At 42.4% G+C, this 19,024-nt stretch carries 21 protein-coding genes; 11 read left to right on the forward strand and 10 right to left on the reverse strand.

Annotated features, from left to right (window positions below; translation table 11 throughout):
* Positions 1 to 257: 257 nt before the first annotated feature.
* On the forward strand, positions 258 to 2,657 hold the full coding sequence (locus AC805_RS19540; protein ID WP_055076952.1) for a TrkA family potassium uptake protein: 2,400 nt from the start codon (positions 258 to 260) through the stop codon (positions 2,655 to 2,657).
* Between the two features lie 176 nt (positions 2,658 to 2,833).
* Here AC805_RS19540 and AC805_RS19545 read toward each other — a convergent pair whose 3' ends face one another.
* The 5 genes from AC805_RS19545 to AC805_RS19560 form a co-directional block, all read right to left on the reverse strand.
* On the reverse strand, positions 2,834 to 3,103 hold the full coding sequence (locus AC805_RS19545) for a type II toxin-antitoxin system RelE/ParE family toxin (protein WP_055076953.1): 270 nt from the start codon (positions 3,101 to 3,103) through the stop codon (positions 2,834 to 2,836).
* The gene (locus AC805_RS19550; protein ID WP_055076954.1) at positions 3,100 to 3,396 is read right to left on the reverse strand and encodes a type II toxin-antitoxin system Phd/YefM family antitoxin; all 297 of its coding nucleotides are present in this window, start codon (positions 3,394 to 3,396) and stop codon (positions 3,100 to 3,102) included. The genes AC805_RS19545 and AC805_RS19550 overlap by 4 nt, the downstream gene beginning before the upstream one ends.
* A gap of 85 nt (positions 3,397 to 3,481) precedes the next feature.
* A complete protein-coding gene (locus AC805_RS27185) occupies positions 3,482 to 3,613 on the reverse strand; it encodes a hypothetical protein (protein WP_269433613.1) in 132 nt (43 codons plus the stop codon).
* Between the two features lie 136 nt (positions 3,614 to 3,749).
* A complete protein-coding gene (gene mazF / locus AC805_RS19555; RefSeq protein ID WP_055076955.1) occupies positions 3,750 to 4,085 on the reverse strand; it encodes an endoribonuclease MazF in 336 nt (111 codons plus the stop codon).
* The gene (locus AC805_RS19560) at positions 4,079 to 4,321 is read right to left on the reverse strand and encodes an AbrB/MazE/SpoVT family DNA-binding domain-containing protein (RefSeq protein WP_055076956.1); all 243 of its coding nucleotides are present in this window, start codon (positions 4,319 to 4,321) and stop codon (positions 4,079 to 4,081) included. The genes mazF and AC805_RS19560 overlap by 7 nt, the downstream gene beginning before the upstream one ends.
* 243 nt (positions 4,322 to 4,564) lie before the next feature.
* Between AC805_RS19560 and AC805_RS19565 the strand changes: the two genes are divergently transcribed.
* From AC805_RS19565 to AC805_RS19595, 8 genes are all read left to right on the forward strand, one after another.
* Complete coding sequence (locus tag AC805_RS19565; RefSeq protein WP_055076957.1) at positions 4,565 to 4,780, forward strand: hypothetical protein; 216 nt, start codon at positions 4,565 to 4,567, stop codon at positions 4,778 to 4,780.
* 203 nt (positions 4,781 to 4,983) lie between these two features.
* Positions 4,984 to 5,316, forward strand: coding sequence for a type II toxin-antitoxin system RelE/ParE family toxin (locus tag AC805_RS19570; RefSeq protein ID WP_055076958.1), 333 nt, complete (start codon positions 4,984 to 4,986; stop codon positions 5,314 to 5,316).
* Between the two features lie 13 nt (positions 5,317 to 5,329).
* On the forward strand, positions 5,330 to 5,644 hold the full coding sequence (locus AC805_RS19575) for a helix-turn-helix transcriptional regulator (protein ID WP_055076968.1): 315 nt from the start codon (positions 5,330 to 5,332) through the stop codon (positions 5,642 to 5,644).
* A gap of 122 nt (positions 5,645 to 5,766) precedes the next feature.
* Positions 5,767 to 6,030 (forward strand): hypothetical protein, encoded by a 264-nt coding sequence (locus AC805_RS19580; RefSeq protein ID WP_055076959.1) that lies wholly within the window; start codon positions 5,767 to 5,769, stop codon positions 6,028 to 6,030.
* The gene (locus AC805_RS19585; protein WP_055076960.1) at positions 6,011 to 6,274 is read left to right on the forward strand and encodes a Txe/YoeB family addiction module toxin; all 264 of its coding nucleotides are present in this window, start codon (positions 6,011 to 6,013) and stop codon (positions 6,272 to 6,274) included. The genes AC805_RS19580 and AC805_RS19585 overlap by 20 nt, the downstream gene beginning before the upstream one ends.
* Before the next feature lie 91 nt (positions 6,275 to 6,365).
* Positions 6,366 to 6,581: a hypothetical protein gene (locus tag AC805_RS19590; protein ID WP_055076969.1), complete on the forward strand. Its 216-nt coding sequence runs from the start codon at positions 6,366 to 6,368 to the stop codon at positions 6,579 to 6,581.
* 20 nt (positions 6,582 to 6,601) lie between these two features.
* Positions 6,602 to 6,763: a hypothetical protein gene (locus tag AC805_RS25800; RefSeq protein WP_156341490.1), complete on the forward strand. Its 162-nt coding sequence runs from the start codon at positions 6,602 to 6,604 to the stop codon at positions 6,761 to 6,763.
* A 34-nt stretch (positions 6,764 to 6,797) separates the two neighbouring features.
* Positions 6,798 to 7,307, forward strand: a complete 510-nt coding sequence (locus tag AC805_RS19595) for a hypothetical protein (protein WP_055076961.1) — start codon at positions 6,798 to 6,800, stop codon at positions 7,305 to 7,307.
* A 36-nt stretch (positions 7,308 to 7,343) separates the two neighbouring features.
* Here AC805_RS19595 and AC805_RS19600 read toward each other — a convergent pair whose 3' ends face one another.
* From AC805_RS19600 to rpsU, 3 genes are all read right to left on the reverse strand, one after another.
* Entirely contained in the window at positions 7,344 to 7,907 is a 564-nt protein-coding gene (locus AC805_RS19600; RefSeq protein ID WP_055076962.1) for a Uma2 family endonuclease, read from the reverse strand.
* 25 nt (positions 7,908 to 7,932) lie between these two features.
* On the reverse strand, positions 7,933 to 11,721 hold the full coding sequence (gene dnaE / locus AC805_RS19605) for a DNA polymerase III subunit alpha (protein ID WP_072143692.1): 3,789 nt from the start codon (positions 11,719 to 11,721) through the stop codon (positions 7,933 to 7,935).
* A gap of 357 nt (positions 11,722 to 12,078) precedes the next feature.
* Entirely contained in the window at positions 12,079 to 12,270 is a 192-nt protein-coding gene (gene rpsU, locus AC805_RS19610; protein ID WP_009628553.1) for a 30S ribosomal protein S21, read from the reverse strand.
* A 218-nt stretch (positions 12,271 to 12,488) separates the two neighbouring features.
* Here rpsU and AC805_RS19615 point away from each other — a divergent pair, with 218 nt between their 5' ends.
* A complete protein-coding gene (locus AC805_RS19615) occupies positions 12,489 to 14,150 on the forward strand; it encodes a GMC oxidoreductase (RefSeq protein ID WP_055076964.1) in 1,662 nt (553 codons plus the stop codon).
* A gap of 163 nt (positions 14,151 to 14,313) precedes the next feature.
* Here AC805_RS19615 and AC805_RS19620 read toward each other — a convergent pair whose 3' ends face one another.
* Positions 14,314 to 16,050, reverse strand: coding sequence for a M48 family metalloprotease (locus AC805_RS19620; protein ID WP_055076965.1), 1,737 nt, complete (start codon positions 16,048 to 16,050; stop codon positions 14,314 to 14,316).
* A gap of 563 nt (positions 16,051 to 16,613) precedes the next feature.
* Here AC805_RS19620 and AC805_RS19625 point away from each other — a divergent pair.
* Positions 16,614 to 17,123 carry a hypothetical protein gene (locus tag AC805_RS19625; protein ID WP_055076966.1) on the forward strand — a complete coding sequence of 170 codons (510 nt, stop codon included), beginning with the start codon at positions 16,614 to 16,616 and terminating at the stop codon, positions 17,121 to 17,123.
* A gap of 220 nt (positions 17,124 to 17,343) precedes the next feature.
* Here the strand turns inward: AC805_RS19625 and AC805_RS19630 are convergent, their stop codons facing one another.
* Positions 17,344 to 18,606 carry an MFS transporter gene (locus AC805_RS19630; RefSeq protein ID WP_055076967.1) on the reverse strand — a complete coding sequence of 421 codons (1,263 nt, stop codon included), beginning with the start codon at positions 18,604 to 18,606 and terminating at the stop codon, positions 17,344 to 17,346.
* Positions 18,607 to 19,024 lie beyond the last annotated feature (418 nt).

Consider the following 19,024-nt stretch of genomic DNA (forward strand, 5'->3'; position numbering starts at 1 on the left):
AGTAAACTTAAAACCCAGAAGAGCATACCGCCCACTGCGCGGGCGGTATGCTCTCAGGTTCTGGTTTTTTACTTATACCAATTCCCAAAATGGCAACGCCATTTTGGGAATCTCAAAACCTTAATGGGTTTGGTGTTTAATTCACGAAAGTGTTGTCACACTTTCGTGAATTGGTATTAGGAGATAATCTTCTATTAATCTTCGTGGTTTATGATAAATATCTTAATAAATTAACGAGTCTGAGAATCTACTAAAGAATGCGATCGCTGGCAGCTCTCATTAAAAATTGTTTACTTGACTTAGAAATCAAAGTAAATGTCACCATCAGACAAAAGCGCCAAGAAATACATATTTTGCTGGAGTCTACCTACTTTGGTGATCGCCAAAGTTTAGTAGGGGCGATCGCTAACTGTCTTAGCGACATTGATAATCGATTGGAGTCAGCAAAGATTTATGCATTTTTGTTCGGACAACCCTTACCTTTATGGATAGAAAAAATAGTCCTTTCTCAAGATCAGATTTCTGTAGCTATCGAAGAGACAAAAATACAACCCGAAAATCCAAAGATATATGCGGGAACCGATCTAGTTAGCAGTAACGAAATAACGATCGCTGATCGCTTTATTGTTTGCGGACTAGGCAGCCTTGGACAGCATACCGTATTTAATTTAAAGAAGTTTTCCTATCGAGAGTATGAAGTAAAAATCCGCGCCATCGATAAGATAAAGCCTGAACTAATGGAATTTGATAACTTCCACGAATTTCTTGACGAACCAATCATTTTGGGAGATTGTCGCCGTTCTGAAGTGTTAATTAAAGCGGGAATCGCTGATTGTCGGGCAATTTTATTGGTAACTAGCAACGATAATGTCAATATTGAAGCAGCGATCGCCGTGCGTCGGCTCAATCCCCACATTCATATTGTGGTGCGCTCCTCAAGGCAAAATCTCAATCAATTACTCAAAGAGCAATTAGGAAACTTTGTTGCCCTCGATCCTGTGGACTTACCTGCGGCAGCCTTTGCCGTAGCAGGTTTGGGCGAGAATACCCTAGGGCTATTTCAACTTGGTGGGCATAAATTGCGCGTCGTGAACTATACCGTAGAGCCGAATGATTATCAGTTTTTGAGAATCCCCGCTTTCCAATTGCATAAAAAGCACTCTCGGCTTTTAAGTCTTGCTGAGCCTCAATCCGATCGCCTCTTTTTTCAATGGCAGCCTGATCGGACTATCCAAGTTGGCGATGAGATTGTATGTATCGAGCATGTAGAACATGATTTTCCCACAATCCATCGCCATCCAGAATTAATCGATCTTTCCTCCTATCCCAATATTTCCATTTCCCAAAAAATTAATCTCCAATTACGCAAATTTATCAGTTCGGCGTTCTGGACATCTCAATGGAAGCAAATAGTCGCTTGGTTTCAAGCTGAGAAGTCCCGCCGCCTCGTACTATGGGGCGCAATTACGGCAATTTTCTTATTAACGCTTAGTTCTATTATTTTATTTTTTAATGTGCCAAATATTTCATGGCAGAAGGCTATTTCCACCAGTATCATTTTGCTTTTAGGTGGTTATGGCGATGTCTTTGGCGGATTGGGAGGGGAGGATCAAGTCCCTTTATGGTTAATGCTATTTTGCGTATTGATTACCTTAATCAGCTTGCTGTTTGTGTTGGGAGTGGTGGGATTAGTTACCGATCAGATCCTCAGTTCTAAATTTGAATTTTTTAAGCGATCGCTTCCTCTGCCGAAAAAAGATCACATTATTTTGATTGGATTTGGGAGACTCGGACAGAGGATCGCTGACCTTCTATTTAAATTAAAACTTCCCTTTGTAATTGTCAGTGAGAATCCCCATGACTGCGATCTTGCCGATAAAGTACCTTGGTTAACTGGCAATATTATCGAAGAATTGTCAAAGACTAATCTAGCTAGCGCGAAGAGTATGCTCTCCGTTACCGACGATCAAATGCTCAATCTCGAAGCAGCACTTTTCGCCCGTGATGCGGCGAAAAAAAACAATCGGCAAATGAATTTGGCAATCCGTACCTACGATCGCTACTTTAGCGACAATCTTTCGGAACTCTTACCCAAATCTCAATCGTTATGTGCCTATGCTCTTTCAGCAGAAGCCTTTGCAGGAGCGGCTTTTGGCGAAACTATGCTGAGTCTTTTTCGCCTTAATCAGCGCACAGTTTTAGTTGCCGAATATGTCATCTCCGAAAACGATACTTTAATTGGCAAGAATCTCTCGCAAATTGCCTATGGCTATACCGTTGTCCCTGTCTATTTAAAAACGCAACAACCTAAGGCAGATGGACATTGTGAGTTTTATATGCCTTCCGATGATGAGGTTATGAAATCAGGCGATCGCCTGACAGTTTTAGCTTCCATTTCTGGGCTGCGACGGATCGAGTTGGGTAATCTTCATTCTCCAAAGCAATGGCAGTTACGCGCTAAAAGACCGCTCAATTCCAGCGTATTACTAGATGCGGGAAATAAGCTCAAAAATATTTCTGGTTGCGATCTTGAGGTGGCAAGGCGGTTTATGCAAAGTCTTCCTGCGGCGATCGAGCTGCCGATGTATGACACGCAAGCCTATCGATTAGGGCAAGCCCTCATGCGGCTCCTTCCCATCAAAATTTATCCTCTATAATGACTGTAAGCTCTAACTCACGCTCAAATATCTCATCAATCGCCACCATCTCATTGTCAGTGGTTATAAACTTATGATCCTTATTAGCCCTTAGTAGATTTAATGCGATCGCCATTTTCTAACTCATACTCAAAGACTTCTTGATTACCGCGATCGTGCCACTAGTATTAGTTTAATCACAAATTGCGATAGACTTCATCATCATTTCGTTTCCCAACTCTAAAAATCCGAATTTCTCCATCTTCCAAAGTATACAAAATCCGATACTCACCAGAGTCAACACGATAACCATTAGGATATCCCTTCAATGCTTTACAGTCCTGTGGTTGAGGATTTTCTAGCAATGCAAAAATTTTAGTTGCAATTTGTTTGAATTGTTTTGGTTGTAAATCTGCAAGCGATTTCTTCGCATCTCTAGCAAACTGTAATGTATAGCGATCGCTCATACTTTCGCAAAATCCTCCAATTGTACCTCTACGTTATGAGCAGTATTATGAGCCGCGACAACATCCTCAAAGCTAAAAAATTCATCATTACCAGCAACTGCCTGCTTTAAAAACTTGCTATCGATCGCATCCTCTAACGCTTCAAGTAAATTCACCAAATAATCATAACGAACCATTGCCACTACAGGCTTGCCTTCTGACTCAATTACAATTTGAGTCTGGCGATCGCTTACCTCATGAACGAGTTTGGATAGCTCAGTACCAACATTTCCTATTTGCAGAACATTAACCATTAGTTTTCTCTCCCAAAGATTACATTCATTTAGATATTCCGATCTTACCTCACTTAAAGTTAAACAGTAGTGTAGCGATCGCCTTTCAATTTTGTTTTGCTACAGCCAAATCTAACCCATGCTCAAAAATCTCATCGATCGCTAACATTTCACCATCAGTAGTCATAAACTTATGATCCTTGGTAGCTTTAATGCGATCGCCATTTTTTAATACCAAATCACAAAATGGCTACGCCATTTTGTGATTTTAAAACCCTTACTGGGTTTGGTTTTCAATTACCAAAAGTGTAGCCACACTTTTGGTAATTGGTATAACTCATACTCAAAGACTTCCTGATTACCGCGATCGCAAATTAGTTTAAAAGTGTCTCAATCTTGCCAATGACTTCATTAATGATATTTTCTGAAGCCTTCTCAATAAAATCTATTTTTCTCGCTTGCCAGTCTAAACTCTTAATCTGATCAGCAAGAATCGCTCCCTTAATTTTACTATCCATAAGGATTACTTCAAACTTCCATCCCTTAATCTTGGAAGTAATGGGACAAAACAGAGCCAAATTTGATCTTTGGTTATAGGCTAGAGGCGAAATTACGAAAGCTGGACGATGACCAGCTTGTTCATGTCCAGCCTGTGGATCGAAATCTAACCAGACAATATCACCACGATCTGGAATGTATAGATTTACCATGCCTCATTCCCAACAGAAACACCTGTAGAAATTTCTGGATGGAGATGCTCTGCGGTCATATTATCGAGTAATTCGTCTAGGGTATATTTCTTACGACGATGTGGTGTCAAAATAATCTTGCCATCAATAATTTCTATGTTGATTTCGCTTCCTGCTTGAATTTGTAACTGTTCAGCCATAGCTTGAGGAATGCGTACAGCTAAACTATTACCCCACTTTGCGATCGTGACTGTCATAATCAATAACCCAAACAATGTATATCCATTGTATCTACATTCTAGTAATAAAGTGTGAAAATTGTTGTTATAGCTATCGCCAAATCCAACCCACGCTCGAAAAGGCACTGGTCAGTTAATGGGGGATGGATTCTAAAATGCCCATTTCATGCCAACAAAAAAGACGCAAATATGTCGATCACGCTTTAGCTGACCAGTGCCTAATTTCAGCCCGTCCTGCTACTCGTAATGAAAGGAAGTTATATGAATCAAATTGAAGAGGATATCAAACTGCAAATCAAGCCTCGTACGACTGAGGCGGTATTGTTGCAAATTCCAGTTGATGCTATGCGATCGCTTGAGGAGGTTGCGGCAAGTCGAGATATGTCGATAGATGCGTTGCTAAAATTTTATATTGGCAATGGGTTGCGCGAAGATAAGGCTAAGTTATTTAGCGATCGCCAAAAACACATCAATTAAGTAGCGAGGTTGGGTGCGTGATGAGTTGGTTTAAGGGTTTGTTTGGTAGTAAGTCGGACGGCACGCAGTCTGTTGTTCCGTTAAGCGATCGCAAATATGAGTAGTTATTTCTGTAAGGTGGCGGCGAATTGGGATATGCAGAGGCAATTAAAATTTTGAACGGGCTAATCCATGTTAATATATCAAATGTGATATAAAGAAGTATGGGCAAGCAAAGTAAACCTTTAGTTTGGCTGCATGGCGAAGTTAAGACTCCGCCTTTTAGTCAAGAAATACGGGTGGAAACAGGCGTTCTACTCAGGCAATTGCAGCAAGGAGTGTCTATCGGATTACCTCATTCTCGCCCTATGCCAAGTATCGGAGAAGGCTGTCATGAGTTACGCATTCGAGATGCTGATAAGAACTGGAGAATCATTTATCGAATTGATGATGATGCAATTGTAATTGCGGAGGTTTTTAACAAATCAACGAGAACGACTCCCAAGAGTGTAATTGAGGTTTGCAAGAAACGCCTTAGTAAATACGATGCTGACTAGCAGGATTAATGCGATGGATTTAGATAAAAGAGCGCGTTTGGAGTCGAAAGGCTGGAAGGTTGGATCTGTTTCAGATTTTTTGGAGTTAACGCCTGAAGAGTCTGTCTTGGTAGAGATTAAGTTGGCTCTTAGTCAGAGCTTAAAGGAGCGTCGGCAAAAGGTCATGACTCAAAGTGAACTTGCTTCTAAGATGAGTTCTAGTCAGCCTCGGATTGCTAAAGCTGAAAATGGTGATGCTTCTGTTTCTATTGAGTTATTGATTAGGGCAATGTTGGCAACTGGTGCGACTGCTCAAGATATTGGACAGGTGATCGCTGCCGTTGGGTAGGCGATCGCGAATATGAGCAGCTATTTCTGCAAGTGGGTTTGTTAAAACTTTTGGGCGATCGCTAGATATATAGATCTGCAAAAATTTATAAGCTATGCTTAAAATGCAAGGAGGGCAAATGTATGACGATCAAAGAGCAATTAATTCGCGAAATTGAGCAAGCACCCGAAGCCTCGCTAATTAAATTTATGCAGATTTGGCAGTTTGCCAAGCAGTCAGATTTTACGGCAATTAGTTCTGAGGATTGGGAACAACATCAGGAAACTTTGTTTGTTTTACAAAATGATGATCTTATGAAACAGATATCTCGTTCTATGGCAACCCATGAAAAACGGCAAGGTTATCAGCCTAGTAAGGAAGAGATGGATGAGATACTTAGTTTTTGAGGGTGATACATGGGAGGCTTATGAGGAACTCAGACAAAAAGATAAGAACCTTCACAAGAATCTTTGTAAAATTATCAAAGAGTTACTTCGGGACGATCCTGCTAAGGGGATAGGGAAACCAGAGCCGCTAAAGCATAATCTGTCTAGCTTATGGTCGAGGCGAATTTCTCAAAAAGATCGACTCATCTATAAATTCGATGATAAGTACGTTTATATATTTGCGATCGGTGGTCATTACGATTAAAGGAATTCCAATAAGAGGCATTCGGCGATCGCAACTAATGAGTGGAAGTCCCAGATGAAAAGCCTTAGCCACTACAATGAAAGAAAGTGATATGAATCAAATTGAAGAGGATATTAAACTGCAAATCAAGCCTCGTGCGACTGAGGCAGTATTGTTGCAAATTCCAGTTGATGCAATGCGATCGCTTGAGGAGGTTGCGGCAAGTCGAGATATGTCGATAGATGCGTTGCTAAAATTTTATGTTGGGAATGGGTTGCGCGAAGACAAGGCTAAGTTATTTAGCGATCGCCAAAAACACATTAATTAAGTAGCGAGGCTGGATGCGTGATGAGTTGGTTAAAAGGTTTGTTTGGTGGTAAGTCGGACGGATCGCAGTCTCTTGCGCCGTTAACCGATCGCGAATATGAGCAGTTATTTCTGCAAGTTCTGCAAGGTGTGGCGGCGAGTTGGGATGAGCAGAGGTTATTAAAACTTTTGGGCGTTAGTTGAATTACAACAATATTTAAAATCCACTTTAACATTGATGACCACCTATGCTGAAGAATTAATTTATTTAGAAGATCAAAAAAACACCATCGAAACCAATCTCAAAAACTATCAAAAGCAGCTTAAACAATTTGAAGATCCCAAGCAAGATATTGATCGGTCATTCCTAGAGAAATTTACTGCGATCGTCACCGACAAATATCTCCCCCAAATCACCGCCGATCTCGCCAGCCTCAGCCCAGCCCAAAAATCTCTCGAAAACTCCGTTCGCAATATTGAAGGCATCATCAACATCGAACAAGCCAAAAGTGATCGCAATCTTAACCAAACTATCTTCATCGTCGGTACAAGCTTAGGCACAAGCCAAGTCGCCGCCAGCATCATAGTTGCTCAATTCCCCGCAAATACTGACATTAAAGATCTCAATTATCAGCCTTTAAATTACATCTGGGTTTTCGTCTTCAGCATATTAATTGGCATGTCTTTTGGCGGTTTTCTATGGTGGATTATGTGGATTATGCGATCGCGCAACTCTAAAAAGCCTTAGCGATCTTCAAATCTAACCCACGTAGCTTTAATGCGATCATCTGTCTGCCATAACCTGATTCATAGACAAACTTAGCTTAGGAAAAACATTAGAAATAATTTGGTCATTCTCTCGATAAACTTTCTCAACATAAGTTCCATTTACTAAACTAAGCACCGAAAAAGTACCTAATAGAAAATCTACAATCCAATATTCGGAGATGCCAAATTGAGCATATTCTTCGCGCTTTTCTACAGTATCCACAGTACGACAAGTTGGACTAACAATCTCAATTGCTAATAGGCAAGGTTCATACAACATATCAGGCTGATTACCTAATCCCCGTTTCTGCTCTAGAGTCATCACCAATACATCAGGTCGGCGCGTGCGTTTACCATTAAATATTTCAGTGCTATTAACTCGTACACAGTAAGGTAATTGATATTGCTGTACTGCTGACTGTAAAAAAAATGCCAAGAACATCATCACATCGTTGTGAAATACCGTTGCTGGAGTCACTTCAATTAGTTCTCCATCATTAAAGTCATAACGCTTGTCAGTGCCGTCATCATAGGTCAGATATTCTTCAAAGGTGATTTTTCTAGTAGTGGCAACAGTCATCAGTTTGTAACCTCTCTGACTATATTTAGTCTTGATCTTTATTGTAACAAAGCAAATCTAAACCTTTCTCAAAAATCTCATCAATCGCCAGCATCTCACCATCAGTAGTCATGAACTTATGATCCTTGGTAGCTTTAATGCGATCGCCATTTTCTAGCTCATACTCAAAGACTTCTTGATTACCGCGATCGTGCCATTGGGCGATCGGTTGCGTATAGACAAATCCATTCTCATCAACACTGTAAACCTGACATTCGATTTGATGCTCCACAATTTTACCGATGGGCATTAAGCCATATTCCACAGTTCGCACCAAAGTATCGTAACTGAGACAATACTCCGCAAAAATCACCATTTGGTCGAAGAGATCATTGGAAATCTCTGACCTAATTCCATTCTTTGCGCAACCATCAAGGAAAATAGAACGCTGTTTTTCCATTTCTTCAGGTTTCTTTTTACCCATCGCCCGCCGCAATAAGTCCGCAGCACCCAGAGAATATCCTGCCAGTTCCTGAGCCATTTTCATGATCTGCTCTTGATAACAGTTATGGGTAACGACTCCATTGGCAAGAAAATAGGGAGAATTTTGATCTACCATTTCAATATCAAAGCATTCAGATTCTCCCCAATCTTCAACGGATACTACAAATACTGGACGTACATCTTGCAGATATGTCTCTGTATAAATTTTTTGATAGGCTTCAGTCCAACCTATAATCTTTGACGCATATTGCGATCGCACAGGTTTAACCATTACTCCTGCTTGAAAAGAACGCTTTGCAGTTTTACGACTTTCCCTATCTGTTATAGCGATCGCCTCTTCTAACTCTTCTTGCATCCTTAAAGATGGAATAGGAACAAAGTTATTTTTTTTCTCTCCCATCAGTTTATTGGGTAATCTTGGCTCCCCAATTAACTGATAAAAACGGGCAATGTCCGTAATCATTACATGGGTTGAATGCAATGAGTAGGAGATTTTTAGACTACTTAGTAATTGTCCTACTTGTTTAATTAGTTGATTAGAAATACTACGAAAATAAGGATTTTGAGTATAGGAACCATCGCTATCCCATAGACCTCGCAAAATATCAATGCGATCGCATTCTTGATAATCAACTATGTCAATAGGTAAGTGCTTATCTTTAGAATTGACTTTCCAAGTTCTACCACCATAGATTTTATCCATGAAAATAGTTAATGGTGTTGGTTGTGGTTGCGTATTGAACTTTGCATAGGCATACCAACAATGGGTATGAAAATAATGCTTTGGTTCACCTTTCCATGTCTCAGCGATCAGATTAGAAACCCAAATAGCGGTTTCTTCACTAGAGCAAGCGATATTAGGCGAACTAGAAGTTAAATGTCCATCACCAATTAATAAACCTAATAGATAGGCTTCATTTGGATTGAGCAATTTATTGGTTTTGGAAATCTCCCAAGTTTCATAGATGATAGAACCATTGACATGAGCATTTTTGATGTTGTCTAAGGGTTTGAATTCGTAGGCAAAGCGATCGCCTTCTGGCGTAAGAAAGCGATGCTCTGGAGTGCAGTAAATTTCTGTACCTGTGGATAGCGTAATTTTGACAATTGATTTAATTCCACTTTGCCATTGTTTCGCAACTTTTGCTGACCATACACGCTTACCATCGGACGAGAGAATTAGATCGCCTTTGCGAATGTTCTCAATTGCGGTACTTGTGCCATCTGGTCTAGCAATTAATGTTCCTTTTGCGAGGCATAATACACCGTATGTATTATTTAAAATTGGTTCTAGAGTATGATGCTGATACTCGATCGCTTCTCGCCCATGTTTACGATTAATGAACTTGGGAATTAGCCCCGCATCCAAGGGGCCAGGACGATAAAGCGCCAGAATCGAAGAAATATCTTCAATATTAGAAGGCTTGAGATCCTTGACGATCTGCTTCATGCCTGACGATTCCAATTGGAAAACACCTTCGAGATCGCCTTTTTCTAATAGCTTATAGGTTTTTTGATTTGCCTCTGTGGACATATCAGGGGCGATCGCATCGATATGGAAATTCGGCTCTTGATTGTCGCGAATTAGCTTGCTAGTATGTTCGATGGTAGTTAAGTTTCGCAAGCCCAAGAAGTCCATTTTTAATAGACCGAGGGATTCCAAATCCTCCATCGTGTATTGAGTAACCACCTGACCTTCATTGCTGCGCTGCAATGGTACAACTTCATCGAGGGGAAATGGGGAAATGACTACACCTGCCGCATGAACACCTGAACTTTTGTTCACACCTTCGATCCGCATCGCCATATCTAGCCATTCAAAGACTTTGGCATCTTGCTTGTAGCGATCGCGAAATTCTGGTGCTGGCGACTCCTCGGAAATCATCACCTTTAACTTTGCTGGTTTCCCTCGCGATACGGGAATCATCTTCGCCATCTTGTCAGCTTCGCTATAGGACACATCTAACACCCGCCCCACATCCTTAAGTACCGCCTTGGAAGTCAAGCGATTAAAGGTGACAATCTGCGCGACCCGTTCCTGACCATAGCGCTGGGTAACATAATCAATCAATTCCCCACGGTGATCGATACAGAAGTCCGTATCAATATCAGGCATCGACTTCCGTTCGGGATTGAGAAATCTCTCAAAGAGCAGTCCATGATGAATCGGGTCAATATTCGTAATTCCTAAGGAATATGCCACGAGAGAACCCGCCGCACTACCACGCCCTGGTCCCACAGGAATCTGTTTATCTCTAGCATATTTGATGTAGTCCCATACCACTAGGAAGTAAGTGGCAAAGCCCATTTGCATGATGATTCCCAATTCAAAACGGAGACGTTCTTGATAATTTTGGGGAATTTCCGCATGGGTTTTGACATTAAATCTTTGCAGCAAACCTTGCCATGTGACCTCTTCAAAATAGGTATCCGCAGTATGTCCTTCAGGAATCGGATAGTCCGCCGCACGGGGATCGCGCATGAGGTCGTAGGGCTTGACTTTATTGGCGGCATGGAGGGTATTCGCTAGAGCTTCCTCAATTAACTCATCTTCCAAATGATCGCGAAATAGCTGCTTCATCTCATCGTAGGACTTGAGATATTCCATGCCGCTATAGCGGAGGCGCTTCTCATCGGAAATGAGTTTTCCTGTTTGAATGCAAAGCAACGCATCGTGAGCTTCCACATCGGAGCAGGATGTAAAGTGAGAATCATTAGTAGCAATTACGCGAATATCCAATTCCCTAGCAATCTTGAAAATCTCCACATTCACAATCCGATCTTCAGGATAGCCGTGATCTTGAATTTCTAAATAATAATCATCGCCAAAATGTTCCTTATACCAAGCCGCCACTCGTCTCGCTTCTTCAGGATCGCCTTTCATAATCGCCTGCGGAACTTCTCCTGCTAAACATCCCGAAGTAAGTATCAAACCTTCTTTGTATTGCAGAAGATAATCTTTACTGATGCAGGGACGCGCAAAAATCCCTTTCCCCTGAAAGCCCTGCAAATGGGAAATGGAAGTTAGTTTAACGAGATTGCGATAGCCCTGAGTATCTTTGGCAAGAACGCATTGGTGATATTTTTTCTTTTTCTCCTGCTTGGTAATGTCCCCATTCAAAACATACATTTCATTGCCAATAATTGGCTTAATTCCCTTAGATTTGCAAGTTTTGATCAGCTCGATCGCCCCATACATGACACCATGATCGGTCAAGGCGATCGCAGGCATCCCAAGTTCCACCGCACGACTAACTAGATCAGGAATTTGGCTTGCCCCATCGAGCAAACTATATTCAGTATGAACGTGTAATCCAACAAATCCAGTCATAGCAATCTCTAACATCAAATCTAGACCTATAGATTAACATGGGGCTATTAGCGTTCTATGGCGATCGTATATTAATACCAAAACACAAAATGGCTACGCCATTTTGTGTTTTGAAAACCCTTACTGGGTTTGGTTTTTAATTCACAAAAGTGGTGTCACACTTTCGTGAATTGGTATAACTGATGTTATAGCTATACTCAACTTAAGTCAGGACATCAAACCCAATAGAGATTTGCGGCGCTTCGCGCCGCAAATCTCTATTGGGTTTGATTTTTGTCCTAACATTACTGACTATAGCTATAGCCAGATATAAAAAGGGCTGTGCATTGCACAGCCCTTTTTATATCTGTTTCTATATTAGACATCACGACGACGGAAACGACCGCGACGTTTGGCATTTTCAGCCTTACGCTTACGTTTTTCGCCTGCGGTTTCGTGATACTGACAGCGACGAATATCTGCTAGTAAGCCAGCTTTTTGGATTTTTTTCTTAAATCGACGTAGAGCCGATTCAATCCCTTCATTTTCACCAACGATTATTTGAGTCATGCTTATTTAGGTAGCAAAGTATTGTTCTTAATTATGCTGTAGTTTGGCGCATTTTAATTTAGGCGACGAGTATCTAGCTTAGCAAATCTAAGCTAAAGTTGTAAAGTCTATTTTTGGGGATGCAAGGAAAATCGAGATTAGCTCATTTTTGGGGATCATTTTCCGTCAATATATCAATATATAGCTGTTTCTAAGCAAAAGGTCTGTCAAGAAATAAAATGAGTCCCCATCCTTCTACAGAAGTTTATGATGCGATCGTAGTTGGCTCTGGAGCCAATGGCGGGGTTGCTGCCAAAGAATTGAGCGAAAGGGGGTTAAAAGTCCTTGTCTTAGAAGCTGGTCGGACTCCCGCGCCTACTGAGTTAGGCAATAATGTCAAGGATATGGCAAAGCGTTTTTATAACCTTGCGATCGCAAAACGTCAGTCCTATCAATCGATGCATCCTGGTTATTGGAAAGCTAACCCCGATCTGTTCATTGATGAAAAGGATAATCCCTATACCACGCCACCAGAGAAACCCTTTTACTGGATTCGCGGTCGTCAGGTCGGGGGCAAAAGTCTTACTTGGGGCGGCATTACCCTCCGACTATCCGACTACGAATTTAAAGCCGCAAGTCGCGACGGATACGATCAGGATTGGCCGATCGCCTATGCCGATCTTGCCCCCTACTACAGCAAATTAGAAAAATTCTTTCAGGTGCGTGGCAGCCAAGAGGGGCTAGACCAACTTCCCGATGGGGAATATCAACCCACTCTGCCCCTCACACCCGCCGAACAGTATCTACAAGAAATCGTAGAAAAAAAATGGTCTGACCGTCGGCTCATCCCTTCACGGGGGTTTGGTTTGCACCGCCCTACGCCATCCCAGCCTTGGCCGATGTATTCTAGCTTGGGTTCCTCTCTCAAGGCGGCGATCGCGACGGGAAATGTGACTTTGCGATCGGATGCTGTGGTCAGCCATGCGATCTTCGATCCCGAGAGCCGTAAAGCTCGTGGGGTAGTATTTATCGATCGCCAAACGAAGCAAGCCCATGAAGCCTTCGCAAAAACGGTGATTTTATGCGCTTCCACCATTGAGTCGGTGCGGATTCTTTTGCATTCTACGGAGCAGTATCAACCCGCTGGGCTAACTAATCCATCAGGAATGTTAGGACATTACCTCATGGATCACGTTTCCACTTCCACCTTCTTTTTACTCCCCCATATCAAGCAGACCCCCAAACCCTTCGACCTATCGGGATGCGATAGCTTCTTTATCCCTTGCTTCAGTAATTTGGCATCGCAGCAAGAGAGATTTTTACGGGGCTATGGCATTTGGGGTGGCGTACAACGTTTTGATTTACCAAACATTTTGCGTAAGGTTGGCGATGGCTCCATTGGCTTTATGATTGCCCATGGCGAGGTCTTGCCACGCTATCGCAACCAGATCGAACTGAATCCTGATGTAGTTGATGCTTGGGGCATTCCCGTGCCTCATATTGAATGTGCTTGGTCAGACAACGAACATTTAATGCTCGACCATATGCACAGACAGATTGATGAAATCATCAAGATCGCTGGAGGCAAAAGTATGCAGTTAACGGATATCTTTCATGTTCCCGTCTTTTCGGAGTTTGTCAGTCGCATGGAGGAGGTGATGGCTTTTTCGGCTCCCCCAGGTTATTACATCCATGAAGTTGGGGGCGCGAGAATGGGAACTTCGCCCACTAACTCAGTAGTGAACGAACATAATCAGTTATGGGAATCTCCCAATCTCTTTGTTACCGATGGAGCCTGCTGGACTTCCTCTGGTTGGCAAAGCCCAACTTTGACCGAGATGGCAATCACCGCAAGGGCTAGCGAGTTTATATCGGAGCAATTACGTAAAGGAGTTTTCTAGCGGCAAGGATTAAGCATCCCGATATTATATATCTATCGCCACTCGCGTTAGGACAAAATCAAAAGCCAAGAAGAGAAGGTTGGCGCTTCGCGCCAACCTTCTCTTCTTGGCTTTTATACCAAATCACAAAATGGCGTAGCCATTTTGTGATTTGGTATAAGAACTATTTTGCAAAAAATAGTAATATGCCTACCGCCAAAAAGACGATTGACCATAATAGTCCCCAAAAAGCGGGATGACTGGCAACTTTGTTGCCATTAGCTGTAGATAGAAGCTCTAAATCCATCCAAGAGGCAACACCACGACGGAACCATCCTTTTACCTTGGTCTCAGAACCAATTAAGCCTTGTACGCGCTTCATGCCAAAGAAGAAATTGCCCAAGGGTCCCCAACGGGAAGCATAGAGCAAATACATTAGCCCTGATTTATCTTGCAGCATGATATCGGAACCAAATATATATCCCGCATCGCCACGACCGATCAAGGTTCCTTCCAACTGTACGGGTTGACCGCGTAGAGGACTGGCATAGGCATCAGACATGAGGGTAATCACATCGCTAGCTGGTGCATTTTGAGAACTGGGGTACATAATCGATCGCTTAAATAGCATTACCCCACCCAATAAAATTAAAGGAATGGCAAAAAATGCTTGCACTCCTCCCAATCCGCGCCCAAAGAGAAATGCTCCGATCGCTAAACCGATTACAATCGCGATAAACTCTGCACCATAGAGCAGAACATCTTGATAGAACGTACCGTAAAGGCGTTTTTTGTCGAGTAGCTTACCCTCAGCAGCTACGCGCCCCATATCAAATTCCATTTCTAAGCCTAGTTGCTCGGCGTAGTTACTCAGGGCGCGCACCCGTTTGCCCGTCAGAGGATGAGTGGAATTTAATTCCATCCACCAACCCCAAGGATTAAAGAGATCCCAGAGAAATAGACGACCGATCTTTTCAGGAGAGGAAGTAATTTGGTAAGCCGTACCCGTGGTTGCGGCGGCCTTGGCATCGTAAATACCGATCGCGCGAGTACCCTGCATTAAACGGCTGGGTTCCTTTGATTTCCCTGTTTCTTGAATAATGCCATAGGCAATTTTAACCAGAGCCCGCGATAGAGCATTGGGATTGCCCGTTTGTTCGGCGGCAAAGCAATCGGCAAAGTATTCTCTAGTGCGCGATAGATAAAGTAATAGATAGGTTCCGACAATGTAGAAAACATAGGCAATAAAAGCAGCGATCGCCGCTGCATTTTCAGCCCGTTCGTCATTTACTTTTTTGCCAATCTCACGAATGGTGATATAGAGCAGATAGGTAATCTGGACTAAGGTAGAAGCCACAGTCATCACGGCAAAATCCCAATGAACGATATGCCCTAGCTCATGGGCATAAACCGTCGCCGCTTCGTCATCATCTAGGTATTTAAATAACCCCGCGCTGACTACGATCCGAGCGCTATCTGGTAAGGCTCCATAGGTAAAGGCGGTGGGATTATTGTCATCGATAATGCCAATACGTGGCTGTTTAATCTTTTTGAGACTGCAAATGCGCTGAATTGTATGGGCAGATTCAGGGCTGAGTCGTTCGATTTCTTCAATCTTGACCCAACGCGTATGATAAAGCCAGCCCTGAACTAAATCCATAATCCAAGGCGATATAAAGAATACGATCGCATTGAAAGCAATGGTAAAGAGCGCAGCAATGCCAAATCCGAGAACGGGATTGGAACTATCGAGGATAAAAATAGTGGCCGCAACTAAAGAAAATACGATCCCTACGAGTAAAGCGATCGTAACGCTAGATGCAAGGGCAAGATTGCCTGCGACTTTAGCTGTAGCCAGAATTGCTCCAGCTTGTTCGGCTCGTCCCGCTTTACGAGGTAGTTCTGAGTTTGATATGGACATAAAAGCCTCTCTAGGTTGTTAGCATTAGTCCCGTAATTGTTGCTTGATGGAGCGATAATTAGACTTAAAACCTAGAAGAGCGTACCGCCCGCTTAGCGGGCGGTACGCTCTCTGGTTTTGTTTTTTAATTATGCCTAACTACTTAAGGATTTAGGCATAATTAAAATCCAGATTAAAAACCTGTGGCGCAAGCCATACATGAGTCATAGGTTTTGGGATTTTATATTTAAGTGCGCCTAGATCCTTGTAGATATGATATAGCGATCGCTCTGATCATGCTATTTAAGAAAGATTAAAAACCCTAACATTAATTGTTCCTTCTCCCCCGAATGCAAGTACCAATCATTTTCCCCGTACATATGCTTTTAAAAAGGAAAGGATGGTCGGCGCTTTACACCGACCATCCTTTCCTTTTTTAGCACTACCCCAAAAAATGAAGAAATCAAGGCAGAGGATAAGTTTTGTACAGTAGTCAAGCAACTCACGCATCAGCTCAATCGCGATAATGCAATCGTAAGGGAGCAGCACCAAAATCGCATCAGAAATTCGGAGTTTCAAAGACTATGCCAAAATTTATTTTAAGATTTCTCCTCGGAGCAATCCCGATCGCGATCGTATTGATGGCATCGGAGACCGCAGCCCAAACGCAAACCATGGGTGAGTATCTTGACAGTAATACTCCTCAAGTCATCGAAAAAATTTCTGGTAATATTATTACCTTCAAAAATACTACTGGAGAGTCTCATGCTTATTATGTTCCCAGTTGGATGATTGAGAAATACAATCTCAATGTTGGCACTTCGGCAAGCCTATACAACCGCAATATTATTCAGGGCATCTATCGCGATCGCTATATCGATGTAGTTAGACAAGGATTGCCCCAAAACATGGTGGCGTTTAGACTTCACGATACGGAAATGAACTGCACAATTCCGCAAAGCCCCGCCAGTGAAGGTTTAATGTGGGGTAAACCTGTTTGGTATAAAACCGAAAGTTGCCCGTCAGCAATTCCGATTGTCGGTTCGATGTCACTTTATATACCTAGAGCGCTTGCCTTGTCAGAAACAAAATAAAAAAGCAAATATGAGTGGCGGCGCTTAGTGCCGCCACTCATATTTGCTTTTTTGAATTGGGCACTATCCTAACGTGAGTTCGGGATAATTTGAAACGGGCTTTGAGAGAGGGTTTGCGTAGCAAACCCTCTCTCAAAGCCCAAAAGTAAAAGCCTTGCTACGCAAGGCTTTTACTTTTGGGCTTTTAAAATTTGCTAGCTTAACCCGAACTGACGTTATCCTAAATGCGAATCGGAGAAGACTTCACAGCGTAGCGATCGCTTGTTTTCCCAATCGCAAATTTAAAGGAATCGGATAATGTCTTGTTAGATTGGGTGCTGAAAATAGCCATGCCAATAAGACAGAGCCCTGTGGCGATCGCAAAGATATTCGTAATCCCCACAAAAGCAATCAGCTTACCCATAATCGGTCCTGCCAAAGCGATCCCCAGATCGAAGCCGATCCATGTCATCCCAAATACATATCCCCGTTCCTGCGGAACTGTGCGATCGGCAAGTAAAGACACGATCGCAGGAATAACAATTCCCGAACCAATTCCCTCAGCAATGCCAGATAGCAGAAACTCGTAGTCATGGTTCGCAAAATAGATGATCCCCATAGAGGCGGCATAAAAGAAGATGCCGATAGAGATAAAAATACCCCGTCCCCATTCGTCACTTAATCTTCCCACGGGAAACCTAATGATAAATCCTGAAAGTGCGGCTGCCATATAGAACAAGCCAGCATTTAAAGGAACATGTTTTTGTTGCATCAAAAGAGGCATAAAAGCACTGAGGGTTCCAAAAGCAAATCCTACGAGTAAGAGGATGGTCGAAGGAACTCTGACGCGGGGATTAAGGAATGTTTCCCAAAATTTTGGCTTCGCCGTATTAGCTGATTCCGCTTGACGATTACCGATGTTTCCTTCTGTCTCAATTTGAGTTGTTAATAGCAGCCCTGCGATCGCTAGGAGTGATGCCGATATAAATAGAAGTTGATATCCCCATGCTTCATACATCAACCCCCCAATTGCAGGACCAAACGCCAAACCTAAGGGATTGACCAAGCTCATATAACCAATAATTTCTCCACGTTTCTCAATCGGTGCAAGATCGGAAACTAAAGCGCTATAGCTAGCGGCAAAGGCGGCAATACTAATCCCATGTACGGCACGAAAAAACATTAATAAAGGAATTGATGGTAATGCGGCATAGCATAGGGGCACTATAGCCGCAACAATCAATCCAATTCTCATTGTATAACGTCTCCCTTTGCGATCGGAGAGTCTGCCAAGATAAGAACGGCAGACAAGCAGACCGATGGCAAAGGAACCCATGACGATGCCAATTTGATCGAAGGACTGCGTTAAGGTGCGGACATAGAGAGGTAAAGTTGGCAACTGGGAAGCCATACTCGACCAAAAGAACAGCCCTGCCAAAAAAATCGCAGTCAGATTTTTGCGAAGGTTATTATCAAGGCTCGAAAAGGTTGTTAAGGACTGCATGATCTCAGATATGACCACTAAAATATTTAGCCCAAGTTATTCAAGAAAATTTCGCTTAACGAAACTCTCTTCAAATAACTTGGGCTGCGATTACTCATTTACGATTATCTCTTAAATAATAGCTCGGCGATATCTTGCGATCGGGTGAATTATACCAAAGCTGAAAATAGCGTAGCTATTTTCAGCTTTAAAAACCCTTACTGGGTTTGGTTTTGAATTTACGAAAGTGGTGTCAACACTTTCGCGAATTGGTATGAGTTTCCAATTATTGAAGTCTAGTACTAATTCCAAAAATGGCAATGCCATTTTTGATATAAACCCCAAGAATTGATTGGCGGCGCGAAGCGCCGCCAATCAATTCTTGGGGTTTGATTTGTCCTAAGTCAAGTAACTGTAGCTATAACTTAGTATTTAACTT

The organism is Pseudanabaena sp. 'Roaring Creek' (assembly GCF_001402795.1).
Classification (GTDB): Bacteria; Cyanobacteriota; Cyanobacteriia; order Pseudanabaenales; family Pseudanabaenaceae; genus Pseudanabaena.

Coding starts and splice junctions, on each gene's coding strand:
- AC805_RS19540 (WP_055076952.1), top strand. CDS start 258: ATGCGATCGCTGGCAGCTCTCATTAAAAATTGTTTACTTGACTTAGAA.
- AC805_RS19545 (WP_055076953.1), bottom strand. CDS start 3,103: ATGAGCGATCGCTATACATTACAGTTTGCTAGAGATGCGAAGAAATCG.
- AC805_RS19550 (WP_055076954.1), bottom strand. CDS start 3,396: ATGGTTAATGTTCTGCAAATAGGAAATGTTGGTACTGAGCTATCCAAA.
- mazF (WP_055076955.1), bottom strand. CDS start 4,085: ATGGTAAATCTATACATTCCAGATCGTGGTGATATTGTCTGGTTAGAT.
- AC805_RS19560 (WP_055076956.1), bottom strand. CDS start 4,321: ATGACAGTCACGATCGCAAAGTGGGGTAATAGTTTAGCTGTACGCATT.
- AC805_RS19565 (WP_055076957.1), top strand. CDS start 4,565: ATGAATCAAATTGAAGAGGATATCAAACTGCAAATCAAGCCTCGTACG.
- AC805_RS19570 (WP_055076958.1), top strand. CDS start 4,984: ATGGGCAAGCAAAGTAAACCTTTAGTTTGGCTGCATGGCGAAGTTAAG.
- AC805_RS19575 (WP_055076968.1), top strand. CDS start 5,330: ATGGATTTAGATAAAAGAGCGCGTTTGGAGTCGAAAGGCTGGAAGGTT.
- AC805_RS19580 (WP_055076959.1), top strand. CDS start 5,767: ATGACGATCAAAGAGCAATTAATTCGCGAAATTGAGCAAGCACCCGAA.
- AC805_RS19585 (WP_055076960.1), top strand. CDS start 6,011: ATGAGATACTTAGTTTTTGAGGGTGATACATGGGAGGCTTATGAGGAA.
- AC805_RS19590 (WP_055076969.1), top strand. CDS start 6,366: ATGAATCAAATTGAAGAGGATATTAAACTGCAAATCAAGCCTCGTGCG.
- AC805_RS25800 (WP_156341490.1), top strand. CDS start 6,602: ATGAGTTGGTTAAAAGGTTTGTTTGGTGGTAAGTCGGACGGATCGCAG.
- AC805_RS19595 (WP_055076961.1), top strand. CDS start 6,798: ATGACCACCTATGCTGAAGAATTAATTTATTTAGAAGATCAAAAAAAC.
- AC805_RS19600 (WP_055076962.1), bottom strand. CDS start 7,907: ATGACTGTTGCCACTACTAGAAAAATCACCTTTGAAGAATATCTGACC.
- dnaE (WP_072143692.1), bottom strand. CDS start 11,721: ATGACTGGATTTGTTGGATTACACGTTCATACTGAATATAGTTTGCTC.
- rpsU (WP_009628553.1), bottom strand. CDS start 12,270: ATGACTCAAATAATCGTTGGTGAAAATGAAGGGATTGAATCGGCTCTA.
- AC805_RS19615 (WP_055076964.1), top strand. CDS start 12,489: ATGAGTCCCCATCCTTCTACAGAAGTTTATGATGCGATCGTAGTTGGC.
- AC805_RS19620 (WP_055076965.1), bottom strand. CDS start 16,050: ATGTCCATATCAAACTCAGAACTACCTCGTAAAGCGGGACGAGCCGAA.
- AC805_RS19625 (WP_055076966.1), top strand. CDS start 16,614: ATGCCAAAATTTATTTTAAGATTTCTCCTCGGAGCAATCCCGATCGCG.
- AC805_RS19630 (WP_055076967.1), bottom strand. CDS start 18,606: ATGCAGTCCTTAACAACCTTTTCGAGCCTTGATAATAACCTTCGCAAA.